General features: G+C 59.9%; 28 protein-coding genes and 3 pseudogenes. 8 read left to right on the top strand and 23 right to left on the bottom strand.

From position 1 onward, the window contains the following. Window positions 1-2: 2 nt before the first annotated feature. On the bottom strand, window positions 3-362 hold the full coding sequence (opgC, locus tag RX328_RS22580) for an OpgC domain-containing protein (RefSeq protein WP_317258807.1): 360 nt from the start codon (window positions 360-362) through the stop codon (window positions 3-5). A gap of 341 nt (window positions 363-703) precedes the next feature. Here opgC and RX328_RS22575 point away from each other — a divergent pair, with 341 nt between their 5' ends. Continuing rightward, a complete protein-coding gene (locus tag RX328_RS22575; RefSeq protein ID WP_317258491.1) occupies window positions 704-916 on the top strand; it encodes a hypothetical protein in 213 nt (70 codons plus the stop codon). Between the two features lie 1,201 nt (window positions 917-2,117). Here the strand turns inward: RX328_RS22575 and RX328_RS22565 are convergent. From RX328_RS22565 to wrbA, 11 genes and pseudogenes are all read right to left on the bottom strand, one after another. Then, the gene (locus tag RX328_RS22565; RefSeq protein ID WP_283772418.1) at window positions 2,118-2,990 is read right to left on the bottom strand and encodes a DMT family transporter; all 873 of its coding nucleotides are present in this window, start codon (window positions 2,988-2,990) and stop codon (window positions 2,118-2,120) included. Between the two features lie 222 nt (window positions 2,991-3,212). After that, window positions 3,213-3,707: a GNAT family N-acetyltransferase gene (locus tag RX328_RS22560; RefSeq protein WP_213254454.1), complete on the bottom strand. Its 495-nt coding sequence runs from the start codon at window positions 3,705-3,707 to the stop codon at window positions 3,213-3,215. A gap of 24 nt (window positions 3,708-3,731) precedes the next feature. Then, window positions 3,732-3,878 (bottom strand): hypothetical protein, encoded by a 147-nt coding sequence (locus tag RX328_RS22555; RefSeq protein WP_213254456.1) that lies wholly within the window; start codon window positions 3,876-3,878, stop codon window positions 3,732-3,734. Next, the gene (locus RX328_RS22550; protein ID WP_213254458.1) at window positions 3,875-4,579 is read right to left on the bottom strand and encodes a hypothetical protein; all 705 of its coding nucleotides are present in this window, start codon (window positions 4,577-4,579) and stop codon (window positions 3,875-3,877) included. The genes RX328_RS22555 and RX328_RS22550 overlap by 4 nt, the downstream gene beginning before the upstream one ends. Beyond that, window positions 4,576-5,451: pseudogene (locus RX328_RS22545) on the bottom strand (arylamine N-acetyltransferase family protein). The gene RX328_RS22550 and the pseudogene RX328_RS22545 overlap by 4 nt, the downstream one beginning before the upstream one ends. A 20-nt stretch (window positions 5,452-5,471) precedes the next feature. Then, a complete protein-coding gene (locus RX328_RS22540; protein WP_249726972.1) occupies window positions 5,472-5,657 on the bottom strand; it encodes a hypothetical protein in 186 nt (61 codons plus the stop codon). 18 nt (window positions 5,658-5,675) lie between these two features. After that, a pseudogene (locus RX328_RS43785) lies at window positions 5,676-5,855 on the bottom strand (isochorismatase family protein); the annotation flags it as partial. Then, window positions 5,819-6,166, bottom strand: coding sequence for a hypothetical protein (locus RX328_RS22535; RefSeq protein WP_213254462.1), 348 nt, complete (start codon window positions 6,164-6,166; stop codon window positions 5,819-5,821). The gene RX328_RS22535 and the pseudogene RX328_RS43785, both read right to left, overlap by 37 nt. A gap of 358 nt (window positions 6,167-6,524) precedes the next feature. Further along, on the bottom strand, window positions 6,525-7,388 hold the full coding sequence (istB, locus tag RX328_RS22530) for an IS21-like element helper ATPase IstB (RefSeq protein WP_410733882.1): 864 nt from the start codon (window positions 7,386-7,388) through the stop codon (window positions 6,525-6,527). Beyond that, window positions 7,388-8,887 (bottom strand): IS21 family transposase, encoded by a 1,500-nt coding sequence (gene istA / locus RX328_RS22525; RefSeq protein WP_213257592.1) that lies wholly within the window; start codon window positions 8,885-8,887, stop codon window positions 7,388-7,390. Before istA ends, istB begins: the two co-directional genes overlap by 1 nt. A 181-nt stretch (window positions 8,888-9,068) precedes the next feature. Next, window positions 9,069-9,674: an NAD(P)H:quinone oxidoreductase gene (gene wrbA / locus RX328_RS22520; protein ID WP_213255443.1), complete on the bottom strand. Its 606-nt coding sequence runs from the start codon at window positions 9,672-9,674 to the stop codon at window positions 9,069-9,071. 286 nt (window positions 9,675-9,960) lie between these two features. On the opposite strand from wrbA, the gene RX328_RS22515 reads away from it, so the two are divergent. Together RX328_RS22515 and RX328_RS22510 are read left to right on the top strand one after the other, a co-directional pair. After that, window positions 9,961-10,557, top strand: a complete 597-nt coding sequence (locus tag RX328_RS22515; protein ID WP_213255441.1) for a LysR family transcriptional regulator — start codon at window positions 9,961-9,963, stop codon at window positions 10,555-10,557. Continuing rightward, complete coding sequence (locus tag RX328_RS22510; protein ID WP_213255439.1) at window positions 10,545-10,850, top strand: LysR substrate-binding domain-containing protein; 306 nt, start codon at window positions 10,545-10,547, stop codon at window positions 10,848-10,850. Before RX328_RS22515 ends, RX328_RS22510 begins: the two co-directional genes overlap by 13 nt. Window positions 10,851-11,053: 203 nt before the next feature. Here RX328_RS22510 and RX328_RS22505 read toward each other — a convergent pair. The 11 genes and pseudogenes from RX328_RS22505 to RX328_RS22455 all read right to left on the bottom strand — a co-directional run. Continuing rightward, a pseudogene (locus RX328_RS22505) lies at window positions 11,054-11,189 on the bottom strand (protease); the annotation flags it as partial. Between the two features lie 199 nt (window positions 11,190-11,388). Beyond that, entirely contained in the window at window positions 11,389-12,240 is an 852-nt protein-coding gene (locus tag RX328_RS22500; RefSeq protein ID WP_213255437.1) for a sugar phosphate isomerase/epimerase family protein, read from the bottom strand. Window positions 12,241-12,296: 56 nt separating this feature from the next. Continuing rightward, window positions 12,297-13,043 carry a type 1 glutamine amidotransferase domain-containing protein gene (locus RX328_RS22495; RefSeq protein ID WP_213255435.1) on the bottom strand — a complete coding sequence of 249 codons (747 nt, stop codon included), beginning with the start codon at window positions 13,041-13,043 and terminating at the stop codon, window positions 12,297-12,299. A gap of 147 nt (window positions 13,044-13,190) precedes the next feature. Continuing rightward, window positions 13,191-13,640 carry a hypothetical protein gene (locus RX328_RS22490; RefSeq protein ID WP_213255433.1) on the bottom strand — a complete coding sequence of 150 codons (450 nt, stop codon included), beginning with the start codon at window positions 13,638-13,640 and terminating at the stop codon, window positions 13,191-13,193. Continuing rightward, on the bottom strand, window positions 13,637-14,725 hold the full coding sequence (locus RX328_RS22485) for an ABC transporter ATP-binding protein (protein WP_213255431.1): 1,089 nt from the start codon (window positions 14,723-14,725) through the stop codon (window positions 13,637-13,639). Before RX328_RS22485 ends, RX328_RS22490 begins: the two co-directional genes overlap by 4 nt. 2 nt (window positions 14,726-14,727) lie before the next feature. Then, window positions 14,728-15,672, bottom strand: a complete 945-nt coding sequence (locus RX328_RS22480) for a carbohydrate ABC transporter permease (protein ID WP_213255429.1) — start codon at window positions 15,670-15,672, stop codon at window positions 14,728-14,730. A gap of 3 nt (window positions 15,673-15,675) precedes the next feature. Beyond that, window positions 15,676-16,746 (bottom strand): carbohydrate ABC transporter permease, encoded by a 1,071-nt coding sequence (locus tag RX328_RS22475; protein ID WP_249727065.1) that lies wholly within the window; start codon window positions 16,744-16,746, stop codon window positions 15,676-15,678. A gap of 162 nt (window positions 16,747-16,908) precedes the next feature. Continuing rightward, window positions 16,909-18,339 carry an ABC transporter substrate-binding protein gene (locus RX328_RS22470; RefSeq protein WP_213255426.1) on the bottom strand — a complete coding sequence of 477 codons (1,431 nt, stop codon included), beginning with the start codon at window positions 18,337-18,339 and terminating at the stop codon, window positions 16,909-16,911. Between the two features lie 47 nt (window positions 18,340-18,386). Beyond that, window positions 18,387-19,478, bottom strand: a complete 1,092-nt coding sequence (locus tag RX328_RS22465; protein WP_213255424.1) for an ABC transporter ATP-binding protein — start codon at window positions 19,476-19,478, stop codon at window positions 18,387-18,389. After that, entirely contained in the window at window positions 19,465-19,638 is a 174-nt protein-coding gene (locus RX328_RS22460; protein ID WP_213255422.1) for a hypothetical protein, read from the bottom strand. The genes RX328_RS22465 and RX328_RS22460 overlap by 14 nt, the downstream gene beginning before the upstream one ends. A gap of 7 nt (window positions 19,639-19,645) precedes the next feature. Continuing rightward, entirely contained in the window at window positions 19,646-20,338 is a 693-nt protein-coding gene (locus RX328_RS22455) for a GntR family transcriptional regulator (protein ID WP_213255420.1), read from the bottom strand. 82 nt (window positions 20,339-20,420) lie between these two features. Here RX328_RS22455 and RX328_RS22450 point away from each other — a divergent pair, with 82 nt between their 5' ends. The 5 genes from RX328_RS22450 (at window position 20,421) to RX328_RS22430 (ending at window position 25,961) form a co-directional block, all read left to right on the top strand. Then, window positions 20,421-20,900, top strand: a complete 480-nt coding sequence (locus tag RX328_RS22450; RefSeq protein WP_213255419.1) for a hypothetical protein — start codon at window positions 20,421-20,423, stop codon at window positions 20,898-20,900. Next, entirely contained in the window at window positions 20,897-22,123 is a 1,227-nt protein-coding gene (locus RX328_RS22445; protein ID WP_213255417.1) for an iron-containing alcohol dehydrogenase, read from the top strand. Before RX328_RS22450 ends, RX328_RS22445 begins: the two co-directional genes overlap by 4 nt. 17 nt (window positions 22,124-22,140) lie before the next feature. Beyond that, a complete protein-coding gene (locus RX328_RS22440) occupies window positions 22,141-23,628 on the top strand; it encodes an NAD-dependent succinate-semialdehyde dehydrogenase (RefSeq protein ID WP_213255415.1) in 1,488 nt (495 codons plus the stop codon). 123 nt (window positions 23,629-23,751) lie between these two features. Then, complete coding sequence (locus RX328_RS22435) at window positions 23,752-24,825, top strand: sugar phosphate isomerase/epimerase family protein (RefSeq protein ID WP_213255413.1); 1,074 nt, start codon at window positions 23,752-23,754, stop codon at window positions 24,823-24,825. Beyond that, complete coding sequence (locus RX328_RS22430; protein ID WP_213255411.1) at window positions 24,822-25,961, top strand: Gfo/Idh/MocA family protein; 1,140 nt, start codon at window positions 24,822-24,824, stop codon at window positions 25,959-25,961. Before RX328_RS22435 ends, RX328_RS22430 begins: the two co-directional genes overlap by 4 nt. Window positions 25,962-26,056 lie beyond the last annotated feature (95 nt).

The raw sequence follows: 26,056 nt of genomic DNA, 5'->3' as shown, positions 1-26,056 counted from the left end.
CATCACAATAATTCCGGCTGCCGCTTCGATTTGATCCTGATCAAATTCAGCAGCGTTGCGGCCGCGACCATCACCAGGGTACCAGCGAGGCTGAGCGCGATCTGCATCGCAAGCCCATCCGAGATGTTGACCAGCGCTATGTGGCTGGCGAGCGCCAGTAGAACACCGAGACAATAGATTGCCAGGGAGTTCTCGCCACAGCGGATCGCGCCGCGCATCACCGGCGTCATCAGCCCTCGCCAATCGCGAGGCACGAGCCATACCGTCAAAATCGCAAGGGCAAAAAAATGCAACAGTCGCAAAGGATCGAGATTCGATTTGTCCAGCGGATAGATCAGCTTTGCCAGCGTCTGCGGGACCAGCGCTTCCAGTGGTTTGCGTTGGGCGGCACGCTGAGCGTAAGCGGTGATTACTCGGCCACCCTATGCCGGCTGCCGGACGGTTGATGTGATCTGGTTCGCATCAGCGTGATCAACTTCCTTTGAAAGCACTTGCCTTCATTCGCCGGTGGCATCCGCGCTCAATTTGATTTTGTGAACGTCGCCTACCCCGGCACCGCCCTAACCGTGCGAGCGCTCCGGCTGAGTATGTGGCGCGCACAAGAGGGGGCACAAAAGAAACGAACGCCGGATCGCCGCCGCCACGCCACCAAATCGCCTAACGAATCAATGACGCCTGTTGCAGTGAGCTGGCGGCGATGCGCATGGGTACAGTAATGATGCGCTTGTCCAATCTATATCTAACTCCGGCCCAGACTGGGCTGGTTATGCTCACGGTGCTTCTGCTTGGCGCGATCGTCGTTCAAGTCATCATTGTGTCCGAACACAGCGAGGTGCGCACGCATACCAGTCCCGAGAACGGTGGCCGCGTCACCCTGGATATTGGTGTTGCAGACCTGCGTGCGTCGCTGCCGTAAATAACTTGTTGGACGGCAACGCGCGGCCGCCATGCAATGGACGCGAGGAACGCTATTTGATCGTCGCGTGCACAGTAACTACCGACGTGCCAAAAGCCGTCGGCCCCTGACCCGTTGCCTTGATGGCAAAAGTTTCGCTTCCCTTATATCTAGCCTTCGTAAGTAGTTGAGTTGAGCTTTTTCAATTTGCCGTGTGCCGGCTTTTGTAAATGTCCGAGCTACTCACCGTGCCGCGCATCGTGATCGGAAATGGGCAACTTTGCCCGGACGCGACGCTAATATCGCCGGTCGAGTTCTCGCCCTAGGCCGCGAGTTCTACTAATTTTGGACAGTCAGAAGCGGCCAGCGCTAAAGACGCGGACATTGAGCCTGTAACACCAACGCTAGCGCCAAAGCGGCGACTTTGGATAACCGCATAGTGGACTTTCTCGTTCTGCGCACCGCTGCCGAGCGATCCGGTCCAGGAGCCGCGGGATCAAGATGAAAAATCCGGCACACCCGGCCTACAGCCACGTCACAGAACAGTTCCGACAGCCGCCATCCCTACCACCAAAATCGGCACATCCAGACTGCCGGCTTTCCGAACGCTTTAATTTTCATAATATCGCAACCAAAGGAGGGCTCCGAGCACAGGTGTGCGCGCTCCGGCGAGAAACCCGCGCTGGCGCAGTCCAGTCCCCTGCTCCAAGCCAGGCATGTATCTCGTCGGGGCGCGCAAGCAGGAATTGCCGGCGCAAAGCTGATGACAATGGCAGCGTCACAGGCACCGGACTCCATCCCTCCAATTCGCGCGCAGCGGTTCGAACACGAGCGGACCGATTGATCGGTCTACATTTCTGCGGCGGCGCACCACTTTCAAGGAATTTCAACAGGTTACGCCAGCGCAAAAAGTGCCTTTGGGTAACCTTCGAAAGGAAATATCCTATATTTCAATTAGTTCCGCGGCTGGTGCGCTCGGAGGGCAGTCGTCTTTGTTGCAAATTCAACAGCTTATCGATATGGGCGAACAACGAAAACTACATCCGAACCAATCGCCTCGACTGCCTGGCGGTAGTACCTTGTGATTTGATCGTCAGTGCGCCGGGACGGTGGCCGTGCAATCATCACGCCGGCAGCGCCACGTTCCATCGAGTTGGGCCCGAGAAACCAAGAGCAGCAGTCCAACTTGCTACGAGAGACCTCACGGTTTCCCAGCGTTTTCTTAAGATGCGAGCCACATTCCCGCAAGCGCAATGACACCGCCAACTGCCTGCCCAACACCGAGCGTTTCGCCCAGGATCACGACCGCAGTCAGGACGCCAACGATCGGGTCCAGATTAATGAACGCGCCGACAACGCTCGCATCGAGCTCTCGCAACGCCCGGCTGTAGAGAACAAAGGCGATGGCTGAGGCCACGATCGCGAGGAATAAGGCGGCGAGCCAGGCCTGCAGAGAAGGGGACGGCCATGGAGCATGCATCAACTCGAAAGCAGCAAGCGGCATCTGCATCACCGCGCCGATCGCCGAGGCACAGGCGACCACGACGATTTGGTCTGCATCGGTTAAACGCTTCGCGATCACGGTATAGATGGCCCATGCAACGATCGCTCCCAACATCCACAGCGCGCCAAGCAGTGGCTGCGGCGAGGCGCAATCCCTCTCGCCGGTCAGCGCAACGAGCGCCACGCCGCACACGGACAGCGCAATGCCGGCGACACGGCGTCTCGATGGAGTTTCTTTGAGACCGATGACCGCGGCGACGACGACAGCGGCGGGAACAAGCGCGAACATGAGCGCCCCTTGGGAGGCCGAACCGTAGAGCAGCGCATAGTTAAACCCGACATGAAAGAGGGCGATGCCGGTGAACCCCATCAACAAGAGGGCAGGAAGGGGAAATGGACACGGCAGAGACCTGAAGCCACCCCGGGTGGCCGCGATGGGTATCAGCGCGACCGCGGCTATGAGAAACCGTAACGCACTCAGGGTAATCGGTGGAATCTCGCTGACCGCTGCCTTGGTGATGACGAAAGTGCTGCCCCACACAAGCATAACCGCAATGAGGCTTGCCAGCGCCGTAGAGCGATTCGATATCATGGGCGATCCCTGGGCAGCATGTCTTCAATCGGTGAGAATCGAACAACAAAAATGCACTGCCGAGCAAAGGATGCAATCACTCGCGCATGATGCAGGACCGTCCATAGTAACAAGAATGCTGCTCGCCCTCTCCGTTAACCGGCTCGTCGCGCCTACTCGGCGCTCATGCTCCGCACCCTTTCCTTCCTTCTCTCTGCGGACGATGAGAGGAATCACCGGCCATCACTCATGCGAGAGGCGCTTTACGAGACGCAGCTCACGCAAGCGGGTGCCTCGGAAGTCCGACTCGCGGACCGACCCATCCGGGCGGTAGCCGGCCGCTGTGTACACGGCTATAGCACGCTCGTTCTGCTCGTGGACGAACAGGTAAGTCTCCCGGCACCCGGCAGCCCGCAGGGCGTCATGCGCTGCAGCGAGCAGAGTGCGCCCAATACCGCGACGGGCGTGGCCGGGGTGAACGAAGAGAAGAAACATCTCGCCGTCTTTGGGATGGACCGCTGTGTAGCCGACGACGTTCTCGGTTTCGTCGACGGCGACCAGGAACACGTTTGGTGCCATGTGCTCGGCAACGAGCTGATCCCAATCGCGCGGCGCGAACATTGGCTTGGCGCTGAGCTCGCCGAGGTAGCTCCAGGCGGCGCGGACCGCGGCGTCGAAGACCGCCCCGATTGCCGCCGCGTCCTCGGCAGCGGCGCGCCGTAATGTGATCCCTTTCATCCGCGATTTCGTACTCATAGACCCTCACCCAAGCGGTGTCTCGAGCGCAACTTTCAGTGCCGCATCGTGCGCTGGTGCCGTCGGCCGGCAGTCTTCGAGCTCGATCACTACGCAGCCCTCAACGGGTTGGTGCGTTTTGCCGATAAACATGAAGGCATGGTGCTTGGTCATGAGTCTTCGCCCTCTGCTGATTCTGGCTCCGCCGGGCCAACACCGTCAGCGCGCGAGCCGATACAGGATCGGCATCGGCACAACGCCATTGGCGTCGAAGTTGGCGAGGACGTAGCTTCGAAAGGTAGGCCGGAATCGAAGGTCCGGGAGCACATCGTGCCAGTGATCCCAAAATAGTTGAACAGGAACACGCCATCACGGCTTGCATCCACTTCGCCCTTCTTGCGCGCGTTGCGGGCCCTGACGACGTGAACGTAATGCGAGTTGGCATGCAGCATCGACACGAGTTCCTTATATAGATCATGCGTCTCAAGCTTGGCCGCTTCGCTCGAATCTATTGTCTCGATCAGCACCACAAGATCAAAGCGGGCGACGTGCACGTGCGGGCGGTTTTCCATCGGCGCGCCTTGCCCAGGCGGAATGAATCGGCCCACGAAAACGCTGGCTCGGACCACCGTCGGAAGATTCTTGAGCCGCTCCGAAAGCGCCCGTGCCCGCGTCACTGCTTCACGCTTGTTCGAGCTGACGGGGCCCAGGCCGAAGGGCCAGATGCGATCTATCTCGGCGGCCACATGGAGGTAGCCCGAGGCATTGGGCTGCACCAGCCGCGCATTTGGGAACTGCAGGTGGCGATCCACGATCGTGAGGCCGTCGGTGCTGTCGGCGGCAACCTCCGGTCCGGGAGCCCGATCGACGATCATGGATGCACCTCGCGCACGTGGCTGGTCTCGATCTCAGAAAGGCGGTCGCGTTTCGACGGCTGCGCCACCCGCTCGAGAAGGGCATCAAGCCGAGGCCCGACAGGCAGCTTTAGGCGAAACTCGGTTCGCAGTACCTCGCCGAATTCGACAGCACTGGTCAGAGCGCGCGGCTCCACCGGTCCATCCACATACCTGATCGTATACCGGTTGTTGAACAGGACGTGCCGGCGGCCCGGCGCCGGTCTCGCAGCAATCAGATCAGTGACGAAGACTGAACTCGGATGGGTCGAGAAGTAGTAGTTGAACAGTTCGTAGTCGGGCCGCAGCTGCTCCTGAACGTCAAACCAGTAAAGGTTCTTCTAGGCGCGGTCGACCTCGGCTTCCAGCATGAAACCATCTCCGGCCTTGATTAGGCGAAAGCGACCATGTGGGGTGGTCTGCGCGACGTTTGTTTCAAGGCGCAGCGGCATCGTCGGCGTCTGGACGCCGAACCCGACGTCAACGATGTGGGGATGCGCGTCCAAATCGACACGCAGCAGCATGTGGCTGCGAGGTGTCATGACGCAGTCGGGCGTGTTCCATCGCACTCGGCCGGCGAGACCCGTGACCCAGAAACCAAGCGCTGTGAGCACCTGCCCGAAGAGCAGGTTCTGCTCATAGCAATAGCCGCCGCGCCGTTCCCCTACGAGCTTCCTCACGAGCGCCTTCGGATCGAGGTCGACGGGCCAACCCAGCACCGGGTTCAGGTTCTCGAAAGCGATGGCCTCGGTATGTCGGAGATGCAGGGCGGCAAGCGTATCGAGCGTCGGCGCGCCGCCACCGGCATAGCCAACTCTCGCAAAATAGGCAGAAAGATCGATAGTGTCCGTCATGGCGATTTGCCTTTCATGGGTCATTTCGACGTCCTGCCGATGCCCATGGCTCTGGCATAGGTAATGCCCATGCCGAAGGCGCCATGTGCCTTGGCGATCTCGCTCACGGCTCCAGCCGTCTCTTCACGGGCCCAATCGCACTGCCATTCAAGAAGCACGGTGAGCCACGTCACCGGTGTCGCTCCAGCCTGCACCATGCGCAGCATGCCATGTCGTGTGACATCTGGTTCACGTCGCCCGCGACATCCGCCAGCACATAGACTTCGTAGCCGTTCCCGCAAGGCGGAGAGAATAGGTAGCGTCACACAGCTGTCGGTCCACAGACCACCGACGATGATTTTCTTGCGCCCCGATCGCCGGATCTCATCTACGAGGCTCTGATCCTCCCAGGCGTTGATTGCGGTCCGGTCACGGGTGTGACGCCGGGGAGCACTGCCTGCACTTGCGGGAAAAAGGGCCCTGCAAAGCTCTGCGCCGAGATCGTCGCCAGAACGGTCGGCACCGCGAAGACCTTGGCGGCCTTGGTGATGCCGATGGCGTTATTGATCAGCGTCTGGGTGTCGATTGATGCGACCGTGAACGCGTACTGAGGCTGAAGGTCGACGAGGAGAAGCAAACTGTTGTCAGGGCTCAGGGGCTCCAGATAGCGCGATCCTGGCTGCTGTGCCGGCGCCGTTGTTGGCAAAATGGCAGCTATCGTCGCGATCGTGGCCAACGTGGCGTATGTTATGATGCTTGAAGTTCTCCACTCCATTGTTTCCAACCTCCATTAGCGTTGCGAGCAACACGGCGTGACTAGACGCGCCAGAACAACTCCGCTGCCCGTGCCATCTGCGAGCGCACGAGCCCACCAGGTGAGCATCGTTTAGGCTGAGCAGCTGTGCCGCTCCATGCTCGCGCGCCAGAGGCCAGCCACGAGCCGCACGCTGCCGAGTCATCGAAAGTGCGAATGCGAGATCCCAATTTGTTGGGGTTCGAACAAGGAATGTTGCTCATGTCTTCCTGCCGGTTAGCGTGGCGGCGCGCGTGAACGTTGATAGAAACTTGTTCTTTGTCCCACGCGGTGCTGCCTGTCAATCGGCGTTCAAATTTGACCCCTCATCGGCTTCCAATTTTGACCCCCTTGAGCGGCGGGGTTTGGCGGTAGCGCTCGGCTCGTCGGAGCTGGCCGGGATTGCGGAGACGAGACGAGCGCGGGTTGCGTGATCGTCGTCGCGGCTTTTGAATCGCCAGCTGTCATTGCCGGTCTCGACGATGTCACAGTGATGGGTCAGCCGGTCGAGCAGCGCGGTCGTCATCTTGGCGTCGCCGAAGACGCTGGGCCATTCGCCGAACGCAAGATTGGTGGTGACGATCACAGAGGCGCGCTCGTAGAGCCGGCTGACGAGATGGAACAGAAGCTGGCCGCCTGACTGGGCAAATGGCAGATAGCCGAGTTCGTCCAGGACGATGAAGTCCATCCGGGTCAAATGCTCGGCGAGCCGCCCCTGCCGTCCGTTGCGGGTCTCGATCTCGAGGCGGTTGGCGAGGTCGACCACATTGTAGAAGCGCCCGCGGGCACCGGATCGGATGCAGCTCCTGGCGATTGCGATGGCCAGATGGGTCTTGCCGGTGCCGGTGCCGCCGACCAGCACGACGTTGCGTTGCTGGGCGATGAAGCCGCCGCCGGCGAGGTCATTGACCAGCGTCCGGTTGATGGGCGTGCCTTCGAACTGGAAGTCCTCAAGGTCCTTGGCCAGCGGCAGCTTGGCGATGGTGAGCTGGTACTTGATCGAACGGGCCTGCTTCTCGTTGATCTCGGCGTTGAGCAGGTCGCCGACAATGCGCTGGGGTTCGTGCTGGCGCTTGACGGCAGTCGCCATGATCTCGTCGAAGGCGGCCTTCATGCCGTACAGCTTGAGTTCGCCCATGAGGTCAAACAGTTGGGTGCGCTCCATTAGTTGGTTCTCCTGAGGTTGTCGTAACGGGCACAGTCGGCGATTGGCGCATGCCGCAACATCAGCGCCGCCGGGGTAAGGATGTTGGCTGGTGGCGCAGGATCTCGCTGGCGGGCCAGGATGTTGAGAACGACATCGGCGGAATGGACGCCGTGAGCGACTGCCTCGGCGCAGGCCGCCTCGACGGCCGGCAGACCGTCGGTCAGCACCGCGTTGAGGATGTCGACCATTTGCCCATTGCCATCGTCGGTGCTGGCGAGCTTCCGCCGGATCCGCTCGATTGCGGCCGGCAGAACCCAGTCCTTGAAGGGAGCTCCGTTGCGCAGAGCGCCGGGTTTACGCGCCAGCACCGGCACATAGTGCCAGGGATCGTAGGTCGTCTCGCCGCGTCCGAAGGATCGCGGATGCTCCGCAACAACTCTTCCATCCTGACGGATCACGATGCGGTCGGCATAGGCTTGGACCTCGACCGGGCGTCCGACGGCACTGGCCATGACGGAGTACTTGTTGTTGTCGAAGCGCACCAGACAGGTCTTCGAGACCGACGCCTGCACGGCATGGAAGCCGTCGAACCGACCGGCATAGGGAACGAGCCTGGGCCGCTCGGCTTCGAACACCTCCCAGACCGTCTGCTCGGCCAGCTCCGGATGGCGATGCGCTTTGGCGTAGGCGATACATTTATCGAGCAGCCAGGCATTTAACTCGTCCAGGTTCTTGAACCGCAGCCGCGGCGTGAAGAAGCGTTCCCGGACCAGTCCGACCTGGTTCTCAACCTGCCCCTTCTCCCAGCCCGAGGCCGGCGTGCAGGCGACCGGGTCGACCAGATAATGGCTGCACATCTGCAGGAAGCGGCGATTGTAGCGGCGATCTTTGCCGACAAAGATCGTCTCCACCGCGGTCTTCATGTTGTCGTAGATGCCGCGGCTGCAAGTGCCCTTGAACAGGGCGAACGCCCGGTCGTGGGCGTCGAACACCATCTCCTGCGTCTCGCGCGGATAGGCCCGCACGAACAGCATGCGGCTGTGGCAGAGCCGGACATGCGCGACCTTCACGATCACCGTGGTCCCGCTCAACAGCACCACCTCATGGCTCCAGTCGAACTGATAGGCTTCGCCCGGCGCAAAGCTCAGCGGGACGTAAGCCGCCGCGGTTGATTGCCCGCGCTCCTTGCTCCACCGCCTGGCGTAACGACGCACCGCATCGTAACCGCCGTCATAGCCGCGGTCGCGCAGCTCTTCGAAGATCCGGATCAACGTCAGCTGTTCACGAGTGGATTTGGCCGCGTTCGCCGCCAGCAACTCGTCGAGCTCCGATGCCCATCGTCCCAGCTTTGGCCGCGGCTGCACCAACCGCTCGTACTCGAACGAGGTCTCTCCCGACCGCAGCACCTTCCGCACCGTGTTCCGCGACACCTTCAGGTCGCGGGCGATCTCCTTGATCGTCTTGCCCTTGATGAAGTGCTCGCGCCGTATCCGCGCAATCGTCTCCACGACCAGCATCCCCGACCACCTGCTTCATTCCAAAGCAGGCAGCGCAACAGACCTAACGATAGGGGGTCAATTTTGGACGCCGATCCCCCGGCTTAGGGGGTCAATATTGCAGGCCGAATAACAGCCACCGCGGGTACGGGTGGTGAGGTCGCGGCTCGCGTTGCAAGACCGTTGGCGGTCTCGCGGAGGTTCAAGCGCGACCGCGCAGCAGCGCGGCTGCGGTCTCCGCCACGTGCCGTCCCTGAAAGGCTGCAGCGTCGAGCTCGTTGGCGCTCGGCTGTCGTTCGCCTTCGCCGGCGAGGGTCGATGCGCCGTAGGGCGACGCTCCAGTCACCTCGTCCATGCGCATCTGACCTTTGAAGGTGTAAGGTAGGCCGACGATCATCAGGCCGAGATGCAGCAGAACCACGTGCGTGGCGAGGATGGTCGATTCCTGGCCGCCGTGCTGGCTTCCCGTCGAGGTGAAGACGCTGCCGACTTTGCCGACGAGCTTGTTCTGCGTCCATAAGCTGCCGGTCTGATCGAGAAAGTTCTTCATCTGGCTGGCCATGTTTCCGAAGCGTGTCGGCGTGCCGATGACGATCGCATCGTAGTCGGCAAGCTCGGCTGGCTGGGCGATAAGCGCAGCCTGGTTGAGCTTGTAGCCCACCTTGCGGATGATCGCCTCCGGCACGAGCTCCGGAACGCGTTTGATGTCGACGTCAGCGCCCGCCTCGCGAGCACCGACGGCAACCGCCTCCGCCATCTTCTCGATGTGGCCGTACGATGAATAGTAGAGCACTAGAACACGCGTCATTGTTCACCTCTTCAGGCACCTCTGCATCAGGCGGCAGCCGTTGCTTCGGCCCCCGAACAGCATCTTGGGATCTGCGATATGGGTGACGCCGAGCAAACGGTTTCCGCTGACCATGTGACCTCCTCGACCGGCCCGACTGGATCAAATGCTCGACGGGGGCCGTAATGCAGGACAGACGGAGGCCGTAAATGCAGCACAGCAGTTCGCTGATCAACGAACTAGGGCGTAGAGGGGGCATACGAAAACGTATAGCATTGTCGGCCCTCAGGCTGAGGGGAGACATGCATTGGACTGGGATGACCTGAAGATCACGCTCGCAATCGCCCGCCATGGCTCACTCAACGCCGCTGCGCGCGCACTTGGCACCACCCAGCCGACAGTCAGCCGCCGGCTCGACGGCCTCGAGCAGCGCGTCGGAGTTAAGCTCTTCGAGCGTGCGGCCAACGGTCTTTCACCGACGCCCCTCTGCGCAGCTTTGGTGGAGTCGCTCAGCCAAATGGAGGACGGCGCGCGGGCCGTCGAGCGGCGCATCGCCGCTCGCGATACGGGTTTGCAGGGGCTGATCACGGTGACAAGCCTCGCGTGGTTCGGCGACGACGTGCTGGCGCCGCTGCTGGCGCGCTTCTGCGCGCAGCACAAGCTGGTGAGCATCGACCTGATCAATGATCCGCGGAGGTTTAATCTGTCCCGCGGCGAGGCTGACATCGCCTTGCGTATCGGCACGTTCGACCAGGCGGACCTCGTCGAGCGCAAGATGGCCGATGTGTCTTATGGCCTTTATGCGTCCAGGGAGTACCTGGATCGCCATGGACCGCCGGATTTCGACAAGGGGTGCGCACGCTCGTCGACTCGCCGATCAAGGTCGTTCCCATGGAATGGCTGAAGGCGATCGCCCCGAAGGCCCGTTCCGTCCTTCAAACCAATGGCATGCAGTCGCATATCGCCAGCGCCGAAGCCGGTGAAGCCATGGCGGCTTTGCCGCGAGTCCTTGGGGATCGGCGATCGGGCCTAGTGCGGTTCGAGCCTCCTCTGGCTGAACCCTTCCAGGCCGTGAAACTCGGTGTGCACGCGGACATGCGCGATACGCCCCGCATCCGCGCCCTCATCGACTTCCTGGTCCTCGAGCTGAAGGCGCAATCGAACGCGCTGCACCCAGCCGGGTTCGCAAGGAATTGACGCGGCGCGCACGGTCAGAAACTGCTCCGGTTTTGCCGGGGCGCGTCACAGGCGAGCGGCAGGGCTGAGGGTCCCGAAAATGGCAAGGCTGAACCGACGCTTTCAGATCGGACCAAGCATGCCCATCGAGTATCACAGAACTCCTTCACGGCCGCCGTGACACCACTGCTGATGATGCCCCGGTGTTCCGCCGAGTCCATCTTGAGCTCTTCGTCCCGGCAGATTGTAAAAATGGGCTTTTCGTCTCGTGAAAGTGACGGACGATCGCCTGGACTCGTTTGTCGGTGCGGATATATTCGGACCACGGCTGCCCGCGCAATAGATCGCGTGATACAGGTCGCGTCGGCGATCCGTTGCGTGTATTGACCGCAGCTTTCATGGACTCACCAACGATTGCTGCAGGACGTCGTGGTCATCTCGGAAGCGCCGATGCGTCGTCCGGATTGCTGAGAAAATGGTCCGCCCGAGAGATTCTGCGAAGCTGACGTTTCGGGCTTTTGTCAGCGGTCACAGGTGCTGATGAGGTAGACCTTGACATTCAGGACCCGGCCTCGGCCCAGCCTTGCCGCATGCCCTTGAGCCCGAACTCATAAACCTCCTCCTCGTTGGGGAAGAAGTCGCGCCACACGCGGGTGGCGGCGGCGAGCGCCGGAACGGCGCGGCCGAAGGCTTCGATCGTCAACCTACCATCATATTTTGCGGCCCTCAGCGCCTTGTAGGTGGGACCCCACGGCACATGGCCCTTCCCCGGGACGCCGCGGTCATTCTCCGAGATATGGACATGGATCATGTGCCGCTTGATTGTATTTATGGCGCCGACCGGGTCCTTCTCCTCGATATTGGCATGGAATGTATCGTACATCCCTTTGATTGCGGGATGATCGACTTCGTCCAGATAGCTGGCCAACTGATCCATCGTGTTGAGGAAGTAGCATTCGAATCGGTTCACCGCTTCAAGGGCAAAGCTCATGCCATGCTTTCCGGCATGGTCGCCAGCGCGGCGATGAAATTCGATCCCGCGCTTGCGCTCATCCGCCGTGGGCCCCTTTCCGGTGAAGCGACCGAGTTCGGAGTGCATCGGCCCGGCGATGATCGATCCTCCAAGCGCCTTGGTGCAGTCGATGACCCATTTGGCCCGCTCGACGGCAGCCTGCCGCTCCATCTTGTCGTCCGAGAGTGGATCGTGCCCCGCGCCTAACACGCTCACGGTCGTGACGTCGAGATCCATCTTAGCAAGTTGATCTCCGAGCCTTGCGTAGGAATCGATCGTGCCTTCGAAGATCGGAACCTCCACGCTATCATAACCCGTCCTCTTGAGCGCCTTCAGCACAGGCGCGTGTTCGTCGGTGACATGCCCTGTCCAGAGCAGCAGATTGAATCCGTACTTCATTCGTGCCTCCCCATTGAGCTTTCCCACAGCAGGCGATCTGGGGCCAGTTCCGCGGCTTAGCCCTTTGCAGACACCAGCTGCTTCACCATCGCGTTAATTAGTCGCGGCAGGTCATAAGGGAAACGGGCCGTAATCAGGTTGCCGTCGACCACGCAGGGTTCGTCCAGGACCGTAGCGCCAGCGTTTTCGAGGTCGATCTGTATGTTCCAGACAGCCGTGGCGCGCTTGCCTTTGAGGATCTTGGCGCTCACCATAACCCATTGGCCATGACAGATGGCGCATGTGGGCTTGCCCGCTTCATACATGGCGGACACAAACGCGCGCGCATGCTGGTCCATGCGCAGCGCATCAGGGTTCCAGCATCCGCCCGGCAGGAGCATGGCATCGTAGTCCTCCGCCCTAGCTTCGTCCGTGTAGCGGTCGATCTTCAGCCAACCTGCGTTTTCCATGAGACGGATGGCGAGGACATGGGTGGCGCATTGCGGCGGGAAGCGGAGGCCGAGCGTGGGATGAAACTCACCTATGCGGGGCGAGACAACATGAACAGTGGCGCCGTGTTCGCTGAGCCAGCGATGAGCGCCCAGAATCTCCACTTCCTCCACGCCATTGGTGCAGCAGATGGCGATGCGCCTGCCCTTGAGCAGACTTGGATTTGTGGGCGGATCAAACAGGAAGCTCTTGAGCTCTCGGTTCAATTCGCCGTCAGCCGTCACCAACAATTCCGTCGAAATAGATGGGACCGGCGAAGAGGACATTAGCTGCTGCATGCGGTTGAAGGCAGTGGCCTGCGGAGACGCGCTCATCTTTCATGCTCCTGAACGAGGTGATTGGCACATTCGTGACTAAAAGTATCAGAAAACGATCCCCATTAAATGCACGGGTCTGTTGGTTGAGGGCGGTGTATCGGCAATCGGAGCCATAGAATCCGTGGATGCCTTGAAGGTGCAGGCTCACTCCTTGCGGCGACTCTGCAGCGTGATGAGGCCAGCCAAAGCAGCAGCGATAACCGCAATAGTCCATGTGAAGCTATGCATGTACCAAGGCGTTGCGTTGAGCTGAACTTTGCCTAGCACGGTGTTGGGATCCGGCGGCTTGAGGAAGAATGCGCCATAGAGATGTGCGACAACGATGGCCGCGAGCAGCACAATGCAGAAGATCATGGCGACGACCATGGCCACCGTCACCAGCGAGCGCTTGGGTACACCAGGTTGCGCTAGAGGCAGGAGGTTGTTGACAAGCCCCGCCAGAACGATCAGCGCGCAGCCAACCGTGAAAAGCGAGATGTTGAACGGCTGAAAAATCATCAGAAGCGCGAATACGCCAAGCCCGATGATGCTGTATTCCAGCGTCCGCGCCGCCGTCGGCGCCAGTCCGCCATTGCCTTGCTCGCCATTTCTCATGCGCGCACCGCCTTTCCGTCGTCTGCGAACACGTGGGTTTGCGCGGGATCGGGAACGAGGTGGAGCGCCTCGCCAATCTTCACCCTTTTGTCACGCGGCACGACGACCCGGATGTCGCTGCCCGTCTTGGTGCGCGCGTGAATAAGCGTCTCGGCACCCATTGGCTCAATGAGCTCGGCCATGGCGTCGATCGTGTCCCTGGTGTCCGCGGAGACGACGGTGAAAGCTCGCGGGCGAATTCCCACGGTGACCTTTCCAGCCTTCAGGTTTGCGACCGCGGGATGGACGCTCAGATCGACATCCTGCTCGTCGAAGACCACTTTCGCCTTGCCGTTGCCGTAGCTCTTGAATTGTGCGTCGATCAGGTTCATCTGCGGCGTGCCGATGAAGCTCGCGACAAATACGTTGGCGGGTTTTGCGAAGACCTCATGTGGGCTCCCCACCTGCTCGATGAGCCCGTCGCGCATGATGGCAATACGGTCTGCCATGGTCAGGGCCTCAAGCTGGTCGTGGGTGACTATGACAGTGGCTTTCGTGAGATTTGACAGCACGGCCTTGATCTGACCGCGCATGGAGTGACGCAGCTCCACATCGAGCCGCGAGAGAGGTTCGTCGAACAGAAAGCATTTGGGATCCCGAACAATGGCGCGGGCAACAGCAGCGCGTTGCTTCTCGCCCTCCGAAATCTGTCCTGGCAATCGGTCCAGGATATCGCGAAGATGCAAGATTTCAGCCACCTTCCTGACGCGAGCTGCCACTTCCGTGCTCCCAACTGCTTCGCGGTGAAGAGGCATTGCAATGTTCTGCCCAATACTTAGCGCCGGATAGAGAGCATAGAACTGGAAGACCATTGCGATGTCGCGCTTCTCTGGCGGCAGGTCATTCACGCGCTGTCCCGCAATGACGACGTCCCCTGCCGTGGCGCGTTCGAGGCCGGCAATCGTGCGCAGCGTAGTCGTCTTGCCGCAGCCCGAAGGACCGAGCAGACAAACAATTTCACCTGCAGCCACGGACAGGTTGGCATCTTTGACGGCAACAAATGCGCCGAACTTCTTGGTGAGGTCGCGTATTTCTATGGTCGACATGATCACTTCCTGACCGTGCCGAAGGTGACGCCACGCAGCAGGTGATCCTGCAAAAAGAAGGTGGCAAGGAAAACGGGAACAAGAAACAGGGTTTCAATGGCAGCCAGCAGCGTCCAGTCCGTTCCGCGCCCGCCGGAAGACACGGCCTGGTTCATGGCTACAGGCACGGTGCGTGTATCAGGACCCGTCAGGAGCAGCGCGAACAGGAACTCGTTCCAGGTGAGGATGAGGCCGAAAACGAATGTTGCGGCAAGACCTGCGATAACCTGCGGCAGGCAGATCTTGAAAAACACTTTGATTTCTGACGACCCATCGATACGGGCTGCATCCTCGATGTCTGTCGACAACTCATCGAAGAAGCTCTTCATCATCCAGACGGTAAATGCGAGATTGAAGGCCGTATAGAGCATTATGATGCCGAGATAGGATCCAGAAAGGCCCATGGCGCGGAACATCAAGATCACCGGAATGATGACGACGATCGCAGGCAGCATACGGGTCGTCAAAATGATGAAGAGATAGGTATCGTTGCCCCTGAGCGGATAGCGCGAGAAGCCATAGGCGGCCAACGTGCCGATAACGAGGGCAAGCAGGACGGATGCCGACGCGATCACGATGGAGTTGAAGAAGAATCGGTCAAACCCGGTGGACTCCGGCTGGCCACCCGCCGTCATGACGCGGGAAAAGACCGAGGCAAAGTTGTCCAATGTCGGTGTGAAGACAAACTGATCGGGGATGAGACCAAAGAATGAGGTAGGCGAAAGCGTTGGCGGTACTGAAAGCGCCAGCGCCTGCGGCTTTATAGCCGTGAAGATGATGAAGAGGACCGGCAGGAAGTAGATGAAGCTAACAACCGCCACGACGAGCGTGCGGCCCCAACCCGCCTCCGCGATGCCTCCGACGCTACGAAAGCCAATCCGCTCCCAGAAAGAAACTCTGTCTGTCATAGCTCAGGCTTCCCGGTTCTTGGGATTGGCAACGTAGAGATAAAGGTTCGTGAGCACGATCACTATGAAGAGGATGATGTAGGAGATGGCGGCTCCCTCGCTGGTCTTGTTCTGTTCGTTGGCAATGCGGATTAAGTGGTAGGAGATCGTCATTGTGTCGTTTCCGCCCTTGGTCAGCACGATCACAAGGTCTGCCAGCTTGAAAGCTTCGATGGTGCGGAACAGCAGCGCCAACATCAGGAGCCCGCGGATATAGGGGAAGGTGATGCTCCAGAAGCGCCGCCAGGCGGAGACCCTGTCGATGGCGGCTGCCTCGTAGAGATATTTCGGCACGGACACGAGGCCCGCCAGCACGAGCAGCATGACGAAGGGCGACCACATCCAGGCGTCGGCAAAAACGATACCGGCCACAGCGCCCGCCTTGCTGTCCATGACGATGAACTGGCCGCCCGCGACGCTATTGATCACATAGCTCAGGATGCCGAAGGTGGGATCATAGTAGTAGGTGAAGAAGACACCTGAGGCCACGACCGACAGCATCATCGGTGTGAGAACCAGAATCAGCAGATACTTCCGCAGCGGGAACTGCTTGGCAAAAAGCATCGCCAGGAGAAACCCCACGATCATCTGTGCAGAAACTGTGCACACCGCGAACATGGCGGTGTTGATGAGGGCGTTCCAGTTGCCCGGGGCCGCGACCTCGTCGGTCAGAACCTTGATGTAGTTGTTGAGGCCGACGAAGCGGATGGACTGCAGGTTCGACTGGTAGGCAAAAAATGAAAGCCCCAGGGACCAAAGCAGCGGGAAGATGTTCATCACGAATAGAACGGCGATGGCGGGCGCGACCAGGAGCCCGCCATAATAGCGACGGCGGTAGGCATTCACCGCGAATGCCGCAGCGACCAAAGCCGATATAGCGCCAACAACCCAGAAGGAACCGGACGCTGGCAGGGTCACCACCGCAAGCGCGGAGACAACAAGTCCCACGAGAACTGCAAACCGCCAATTGTCGGCCGAAAGCTTAAGAAGAGCCGGTGCAGTCTTGGCAGATTGTATGGTTGACATCAGTTGCATGAAGCTTCCGTGGAAAAGCAATTCCCGTGCGTTGCTGAGCGGCCTCGTGCGACCGCGGTCGGCGTCTGGCCATGTCTTTCAATTGGCCGGGGAAGGAGGACAAAGTCTCTTCCCCGGCCAAGCCTCGCAATTTGCCGCCGCTCGCAAAGCTCACGCGTCATGTTACTTAATCAGCCCCACCTCCTTGAGCAGGCGCTGCTGGAACTTGGCGATATTATCCTGAGTCGTCTTGGCATCCTGCCTGCCAGTAATGGCGAGATCGTACTGGTCTTGCTGCTGGGTCAGTAACTCGAAGAACTGCGGCACGTGCCACACGTCCTTCTGCCAATCCAGCGAAGGGGCCCAAGCCCTGTTCCAGGGGCGGTAAGTTACGTACTTCGGATCCGAGTACACGGACTTAATGGCAGACTGACCGCCGGCCGCCGCAAACTGGTGCTGGATGTTCGACGACAGCCACCACTTCACGAATTCCACGGCCTCCTTGATTTGTGCGTCGGTCGTCCAGGTGGTCAGCACGAAGGGCTGGCCGCCAATATTGGACCAGCGGACCAGCTTGCCGTCAGCACCTTTGGTTCCCGGCATCATGCCGAACACCAAATTGTCTGAGACCCTCGAAGTTTTCGGATCAAGTGAGGCTTCGGCAAGGCCGATCCAGTTGACGCTCATGGCCACCTTACCTTGGCGGAACAGCTCATCCGACTTGAAGATGTCCATCGTGCCGGTCTTGGCGAGAGGTGGCATGTATGCGATCAGGCTCAGATACTTCTCCAGCGCCTTCACGGCCGCCGGCGAGTTCACAACACCTTCCGCTTTGCTGGTGGGTGCCTGGGTCTCATCCCAGATGTCACCACCCATTTGCCAAATAAAGCCGTTGATCTGCATAGATGAGAAGTCGTAGCTCTTGCCCGCCTGAAACGCGATGCCGTAAAAATCGTCTTCGGCAGGCTTGCCGGCCAGCATCTCGCCCTTCTTGCGGCGAAAGAATTCGCCGACGTTCTTGAAGTCGTCCCAGGTCATGGCGTCGAGCTCTTCGCCCGTGCAGGGAAGTTTCTGGTTGAATTTCGCCATGAAGTTCTTCTGTTCTGCTTCGTGGCAGATAATGTCCTTTCGCGCAAAGTTCACCAGCACATCGGGAAACTGCGGAAAGCCGTAGTAGTTTTCCGACTTGTGCGGATAAGTTGAGTAGGAGTTCAGTGCGTTCGGATGGATGTCCTTGAACGTCTTCATGAACTCGGGATCTGCGTTGAGCAGATCGTTAATCTTCCGGAAATAGCCGCCCTCAACGAACGCGCCCAGCCACTGCGAGTCCGACACGATGAAGTTATACTTCCGCTCGCCTGATGTGAGCGACGCATTCACGCGGGTATAGAAGTCTGGCCACGGAATGAAATCCACCTGGAGCTTCACCGTGTTGCCGGACTTTGGCTTGTACTGCTCGTCGAAAAACTTCTTCATGATGCGCGTTGGTGGCCAATCCGGCACAGCCATCGTCAGCGTCACTTCACCGGCGAAAGCAAATGTCGCTCCCAGCACCAGCGAAGCGGCAAGCCCGGCCGCCATCACTATCCTGTTGATCTCCCTTGTCAGGGTCATTTTGGTTTCCTCCGTTTAGGTTTCATTTTTTCTTTAGATCACTCGCCTCAGGCCATCGTCCGTCCGCTCGAAGCGCGGAAGATGTAGAATTTGCTTGGATCGAGGATAACTGCCGCCTGTTGGCCGGGCTGCAAACCCGAGGCGGCGGATTCCGGCAGCACCATGCGCAGCGTTTCACCGCCGGTTTCCACGGATACGATCGTGACGTCCCCCAGCGGCTCAAGCATGGCAATATTGGCCTTGAGGCCTTGCTCGCCCTTCCCCGCAAAGCGCACGTCGCTCGGGCGGATGCCGACCACGGCCGCTTCGCCTGCTTCTGCAGCTTGCAGCTTTTTCACGAAAGGTAATGGCCCAATTGCGGATTCGAGAGCGGCGCTGTCTGTGGCCAGTTTGCCCTTGATCATGTTCATGTGGGGCGAGCCGATCTTGCTTGCCACATACAGATCACACGGCGCTTCGAAGAGCTCGTCCGGCGTTCCGATCTGCACCACGCCGCCATCGCGCATCACTGCGATTTCCTCACCCATCGAGAGGGCTTCGAGCTCATCGGGGGTGGCGTAGACGATGGTGAGACCAAACTGGCGGTGAAGGCGCTTCAGTTCCGCCCGCATGTCATGGCGAAGCTTCGCGTCGAGATTGGTCAAAGGCTCGTCCAGCAACAGGATCCTGGGGCGGCGTATCAAGGAGCGACCCAAGGCCACGCGCTGCTGTTCGCCACCCGAAAGCGTATTGGGCTTTCGATTGATCTTCGTGTCGAGCCGGAGCATCGCCGCCGTCTCCTTCACGCGGCGATCGATCTCCTCACGTGGGCGCTTTTCTTCGATCAGCGGATAAGCGAGGTTGTCGTAAACGGTCAGGTGCGGATAGAGCGCGAAGGACTGGAACACCATTGATACGCCCCGGCCCGCAATCGGCTCATGGGTCCAATCCTTGCCAAAAATCTCGACGTGCCCGCGTTCGGGAGCGATGAGACCAGCGATTGTGCGGAGCGTCGTTGTCTTGCCAACTGAGCTCGGCCCAAACAATACGAAGAAACGACCTTCCGCCACCCTGAAGGACAGGTTTTCAAGAGCCCGCACGCGGCCGTATGACTTGCTTACATTTGTCAAACGCAGCGCAGATTTCTCAAACTGTCCCATTGCCGTCTTCCAGACCACCGCCGTAGTAAAGGATGCCGGTCACTGAGCCGTATTGCTTCGAGAAGTTCGTCGCCTGTAGGACGAGCTCAACTGCCTTCGCTTCGCCGCTTCCGAGCCGCACGACCTCTTTTCTTCTGTCTATCGCGACATTCATCGACATCGGGGGCTCAATCGAACGCTAACAGCAGGCGATCGCGAGAGCGTTCAATATGAACGCGCATCGCTTCTTCGGCGGCCACGGGGTCCGCAGCCGCAAAGGCCGCCAGTATGGCTTCGTGCTCGTCGAGAGCCTCTTCGGTGACGCGCGAATGGAACATGAGACGAAAAATGTGAAAGTGGGTGTGCTGGAAAGCGATGGCTTGACGAATGAGTTCGTTCTCAGCGCAGGCCAAGATCTTGTCGTGAAAGACAGCGTCCTGCCTCGCGAAGTTCGAATACCGCAGGCGTTCGTCCTTGCCTTCCCGGCGGGCCATCATCCCGGCCGCTTCGCGAAGCATCGCCAGCTTCGTGTCGTCCATACGCGCCGCCGCCTTCGCGGCGCCGTAGGGCTCGAGACGCAATCGAAGCTCATAGATTTCGTCAAGCTGGCGCTTCGTGATCTGCGGCGCCGCGCGATACCCGATCAAGTGCGTCTTCAGCACCAACCCTTCACCCTCAAGCCGACCTAGCGCCTCACGGATAGGCGTTTGCGACACGTTGAATTCGCGGGCCAGGCTATCGACCGTGATACGGGCGCCGGGCGCGATCTTGAGCGACATGAGCTGCGCAAAAATTGCCTCATAGACGTCGCCCGCCAGACTGGTGGGGCGATGGATCTGCCCGCTGGCGGCCCCTGTTTGAGAAGGATTGGTGACGTTCATCGATTTCGGGCTGCCTCTTGACACAAGTTGCCTCTAGCACGATCTTGCGCGATATTCAATCCTATATCCTATAGGATCTAAATTGAACGGTGTGCCAACCTCGGGCGCGGGCGTGGGCTTGCTCATGGAGCGTGATGCTTTGGAGGAAAATGAATTTCACCGAGCCGACGTGCTTTTTGAAGCTGAACTGACGGGGCACCCGTCGCATGGCCCGCAACAACTACATCGTGTTCAACGCGGCTTAATGGTCGTGGCGCTCGCAGGTTCAGCGCTCGTGCCTGATATCCGCGGCATGCTCGACGCGGAATTCGTCTGCAAGGGCGATGTCGTCCTTGCGATAGATCTGGGCTCCGCTCCGGAATCGGTACCGAGGCTCTCCGGCTATCTGGATCTGGTTCGCGCTGCGCCGCCCATGCAGGCCGGCGCGCCTGTTTGCAGCCCCGGCGACAGCGCGGCCCGCCTTCGCGCCGCGAATGGCTTTGAGATTGAGCCCCGCCTCTGGAGCGAACTCAACGGTCTCGCACAGTCCAATTCGTCCGTCGCCATAGGATATGCATTATGACCCTGTTCGCCGCCCTGAGGCTGCCCCGCGAGATTTTATTTGGCAAGGGTCAACGCCACGCGCTTTCCGCCGTCGCCGCCAAACATGGGCGTCGAGCGCTCCTATGCACCGACGAGCGGTTCGCCGGCACGGCCATTTTTTCCGAAATCGTCGCGGGCTTAAAGGCGTCGTCGGTTGAGATTTTCGTTCATGATCGCGTGCAGCCGGACGTGCCGGTCGACACGGTCCGCGTCTGCGTTGAGGAGGCGCGGAGCTTCATGCCCGATATGGTGATCGGCATCGGCGGCGGCAGCTGTCTCGATCTTGCGAAATGCGCGGCCTTGCTGATCAGCCATGGCGGCAAGCTTCAGGACTACTACGGTGAGTTCAAGGTGCCGGGTCCGATCCTGCCAGTGATCGCCGCGCCGACCACAGCGGGCACCGGTTCGGAAGTGACGCCGGTCGCGGTGATCTCCGATTCTGATCGAATTTTGAAGGTGGGCATTTCGAGCCCGCACCTGATTGCCACCGCTGCGATCTGCGACCCGGAACTGACGATGACGTGTCCGCCGTCCCTGACGGCAATCGCAGGGGCCGACGCCTTGACCCACGCGATCGAGGCCTTCACTGCGGTTAGACGCGGTGTCGCTTCCGACCTGCCGCAGAAACATGTTTTCATCGGCAAGACGGCGCTTACCGATCACTTCGCTCTGCTCGCCATCAAGCTCCTGGGACGCAGTCTCGAGAAGGCCTGCCGCGATGGCGCCGACGAGGACGCGCGGGCGGATGTGATGATGGGCGCTCTGGCGGCCGGCTGCGCGTTCGGAACCGCGGGAACAGCGGCCGCGCACGCGGTGCAATATCCGATCGGCGCCTTAACCCACACGCCGCACGGGCTCGGCGTCGCGACCATGCTGCCTTATGTGATGAACTATAATTGCTCCGCGGCGACAACCGAAATCGCCAAAGTCGGAGTCGCTCTCGGCCTCGAGCGATCGAGCCGGAGCGACGGCGAGATGGCCCGCGCGACGATTGAAGAAATCAGCCGCATGTTCGCGGCGATTGGGATCACTCCTACATTGGCCGGTCTTGGACTTCCCGCCGACAAGATTGATTGGACCGCAGAACTCGCCCTCGGCATCGATCGGCTGATCAAAAACAATCCCCGCCCGTTCGACCTTCCCGCGATGAAACGACTGGTGAAAGCCGCCTACGACGGCGATCTCGCCGGCAGCGCCATCTGAGCTCACAGGACCCCATGATGAACATGCCCCAGCACACATTCAAGACCGACCACGAAACCCTCGACCTTCGCGCTTATACGCGCGGCCTCTATATCGACGGCCAATGGCGGCAGGCCGCTGACGGGCGCCTTATCGAGGTAGTCGATCCGTCCACCGAGCGCGTGATCGCCGAGGTTCCCGATGCGGCCATGGTCGACGTCGAGGCAGCGGTGGAGGCCGCCGCCCGGGCGGCGGCCGGCTGGCGCGAGACACCGCCGCGCAAGCGATCCGAAATTTTGAGGCGCTGCTTCGAATTGATGACCCAGCGTTCGGAAACGCTCGCCGAGCTGATATCGATCGAGAACGGCAAGGCCTTGCGCGATGCGCGCGCCGAGGTCGCCTATGCCGCCGAGTTCTTCCGCTGGAACGCCGAGGAAGCAGTGCGAATCATCGGCGAATTCAGCCTCGCTCCTTCGGGGGCGAACCGCATCATAGTCGACTATCAGCCGATCGGCGTCTGCGTTTTGATCACGCCCTGGAATTTCCCGGCGGCCATGGCGACGCGCAAGATCGCTCCCGCCCTGGCAGCGGGCTGCACGGTTGTTCTCAAGCCCGCGAGCGAGACGCCTCTCACGGCCTACGCGCTCGCTGCGCTGTATGAAGAAGCCGGCGTTCCCCCAGGCGTCGTCAACGTCGTTACGGTTTCCAGTCCTGCTCCGGCCACCGCCGCCATGCTGGCGGATCCACGGGTGCGGAAACTGTCGTTCACCGGCTCGACCGGAGTTGGCCGCCACCTCCTCGCCGAAGCGGCCAAGCACGTCATCTCGTGCTCGATGGAACTCGGCGGCAACGCGCCGTTCATCGTCTTCGACGACGCCGATCTCGAGGCTGCGCTCGACGGCGCGATGGTAGCGAAAATGCGCAACGCCGGCGAAGCCTGCACCGCCGCAAATCGCATCTATGTGCAATCCGGCATCCACGACGCCTTCGCCGAAGGGCTTCGAAAGCGCATGACGGCGCTCAAAGTGGGCGCGGGCGTCGATGCCGCCACCGAATGCGGTCCGATGATCACGAAAAAAGCCGTCGATAAGATCGATCGGCTGGTTCAGAACGCCGTCGCGCGTGGCGCGCGCGTTCTGTGCGGGGGCTCGGTCGGGAGCGGGACGGGATTTTACTATCCTCCGACAGTCCTCTGCGATGTGCCGACCGACGCCGCGATGGCGCAAGAGGAAATCTTCGGTCCTGTGGCGCCGATCTCGCGCTTCGAACGGGAGAGCGAGGCGATCGAGCGGGCGAACGACACGGAATACGGGCTCGCCGCCTACATCTACACTCGTGATCTCGCCCGCGGCATGCGTGTAGCCGCGAAGATTGAAACGGGTATGATCGCGCTCAATCGCGGCCTAATGTCGGATCCGGCCGCCCCGTTCGGCGGCGTCAAGCAGAGCGGCATTGGACGCGAAGGCGGACGGGGGCATGGCATCGCCGAGTTCATGGAGGCGAAATATCTCGCCGTCACGATGTAGACGGAGGACAGGTGCAGCGCGATCCCTTCAACCGTGACCATGTCGGGGTAAGAAGCAGAACTGCGGTGGGGTCCAGAGCCGTCAGGCTCAGGCCCTTCGAAGACAAGAGAGAGGAGATTAATTGTGCGCACCATCAAGGGACCGGCAATATTCCTGGCTCAGTTCGCCGGCGAATCTCCTCCTTTTAATACGTTGGACAGCATATGCGCCTGGGCAGCGGGTCTTGGATACAAGGGCGTGCAGATACCGAGCTGGCTTTCCAGCTTTATTGACTTGGAAAAGGCTGCGACTTCGAAAACATATGCGGATGAACTGCGTGGCACAGTCAATCGTCATGGACTCGAGATTTCTGAATTGTCGACGCACCTTCAGGGGCAACTGGTCGCTGTGCATCCGGCCTACTCCAGTGCTTTTGATGGTTTCGCGCCTGTTGCAGTCCATGGCAATTCCTCCGCTCGGACGGCGTGGGCAATTCAACAATTGAAATGGGCCGCAAGGGCTTCGAGTAACCTTGGTCTGAATGCCCATGCAACTTTTTCGGGCGCGTTTGCGTGGCCTTTCATCTACCCCTGGCCCCAACGCCCCCCGGGCCTGGTCGACGATGCCTTTGGTGAACTTGGCCGCCGATGGTTACCAATTCTGGATGAGTTCGATCATCACGGCGTAGACGTTTGCTATGAATTACATCCGGGCGAGGATCTGCACGACGGATCGACTTTCGAAATGTTTCTTGATCATGTGAAGAACCACGTTCGCGCCAATATTCTTTACGACCCAAGCCATCTTGTGCTGCAGCAACTCAAGTATCTCGATTTCATCGATATCTACCACCAGCGCATCAAGGCGTTCCATGTCAAGGATGCCGAATTCAATCCAACCGGCAGGCAAGGTGTCTACGGAGGTTTTCAGTCGTGGGTTAACCGCGCCGGACGTTTTCGATCGATTGGAGACGGTCAGGTTGATTTTCGATCGATCTTTTCGAAGCTTACGGCCTACGATTACGCAGGGTGGGCCGTGCTGGAGTGGGAATGCGCACTAAAGCATCCGGAAGATGGCGCTCGGGAAGGAGCTCGGTTGATCTCCGATTACATCATACGGGTAACCGAGCGAGCTTTTGATGACTTTGCAAGCTCCGGCACAAATAGGGAAGCAAATCTGAGAATGCTTGGTCTGCGGCCAGATGAGGGCATGTCATGAGAGGCAGCGAGACGTCGCGCATCCGATTGGGAATGGTCGGTGGTGGGATCGGAGCCTTCATCGGCTACGTGCACCGAATTGCATCGCGAATCGACGACGATTATGAACTGGTTGCGGGAGCTCTGTCCTCAGATCCCGTCCTGGCTCAAGAATCCGGCAGAAGGATTGGGCTGGCCGAAGACCGAATATATGCAAGTTTTGCCGAGATGGCGGCGAAAGAGGCTGCCCGCGAAGACGGCATTCAGGCCGTCTCAATCGTTACACCCAATCACCTGCATTTTGCGCCGGCCAAGGCATTTCTTGAGGCTGGAATTCATGTGATTTGCGACAAGCCGCTTACGTCAACGCTCGATGAGGCTCGTGCACTGGCCAAAATCAAGCCAAAGAACGGCGCGAAGTTTCTACTAACGCACAATTACACGGGTTATCCTTTGGTACGACAAGCGCGTGCCATGGTGGCGAGTGGTGATCTGGGCAAGATTCGCGTGGTTCAAGTCGAGTATCCGCAAGATTGGCTAACTCGCCCACTTTCAAACAAGCAGGCGGATTGGCGCACGGATCCTGCTCGTTCAGGACTAGGCGGAGCTATCGGAGATATCGGTACGCACGCATATAATCTTGCGCGATTTGTAACGGGTTTAACAACGGCGGCCGTAAGTGCGGACCTGTCGACTTTCGTAGAGGGCAGACGGCTCGACGATAACGTGCACATACTGCTCCGTTTTGAAGGCAATGCACGCGGGATGCTATGGGCCAGCCAAGTTGCCGTAGGCTGCGAAAACGGTCTGCAGCTGCGCGTTTACGGCGAAAAGGCCGGGCTTGAGTGGCGCCAGGATAATCCAAACCAGATGTGGTTCACCGAGTTTGGCAGGCCCAAGCAACTTCTTACGCGAGGCGGCGCCATCTCCGGTGACGCTCCTCCGATTCAGGTTCGACTGCCGAGCGGGCACCCCGAAGGTTATCTCGAGGCGTTCGCCACACTTTATAGTCAGTTTGCTCAGCTGATCCGCTCCGGAGACACTGCCTGTCCCGACCTGCCGTCGCTCGCTGACGGAATTGAAGGAATGGAATTCATCGCCGCCGCGGTCCGATCGAGTAACAATCAGAGCATGTGGACAAGCCTCAGCGACGTGTAAGGCGCGCGGGCTAGATCCAACGCCAAAAGAACTCACGACGCGCATCCTGGTGGATCGCAGCCTACATGATCGCCGAAATCCCGCCTTCGGCCACA

This window comes from Bradyrhizobium sp. sBnM-33 (assembly GCF_032917945.1).
In the GTDB taxonomy this organism is placed as follows: domain Bacteria; phylum Pseudomonadota; class Alphaproteobacteria; order Rhizobiales; family Xanthobacteraceae; genus Bradyrhizobium.
This window is presented reverse-complemented; position numbering and strand designations above follow the sequence as displayed.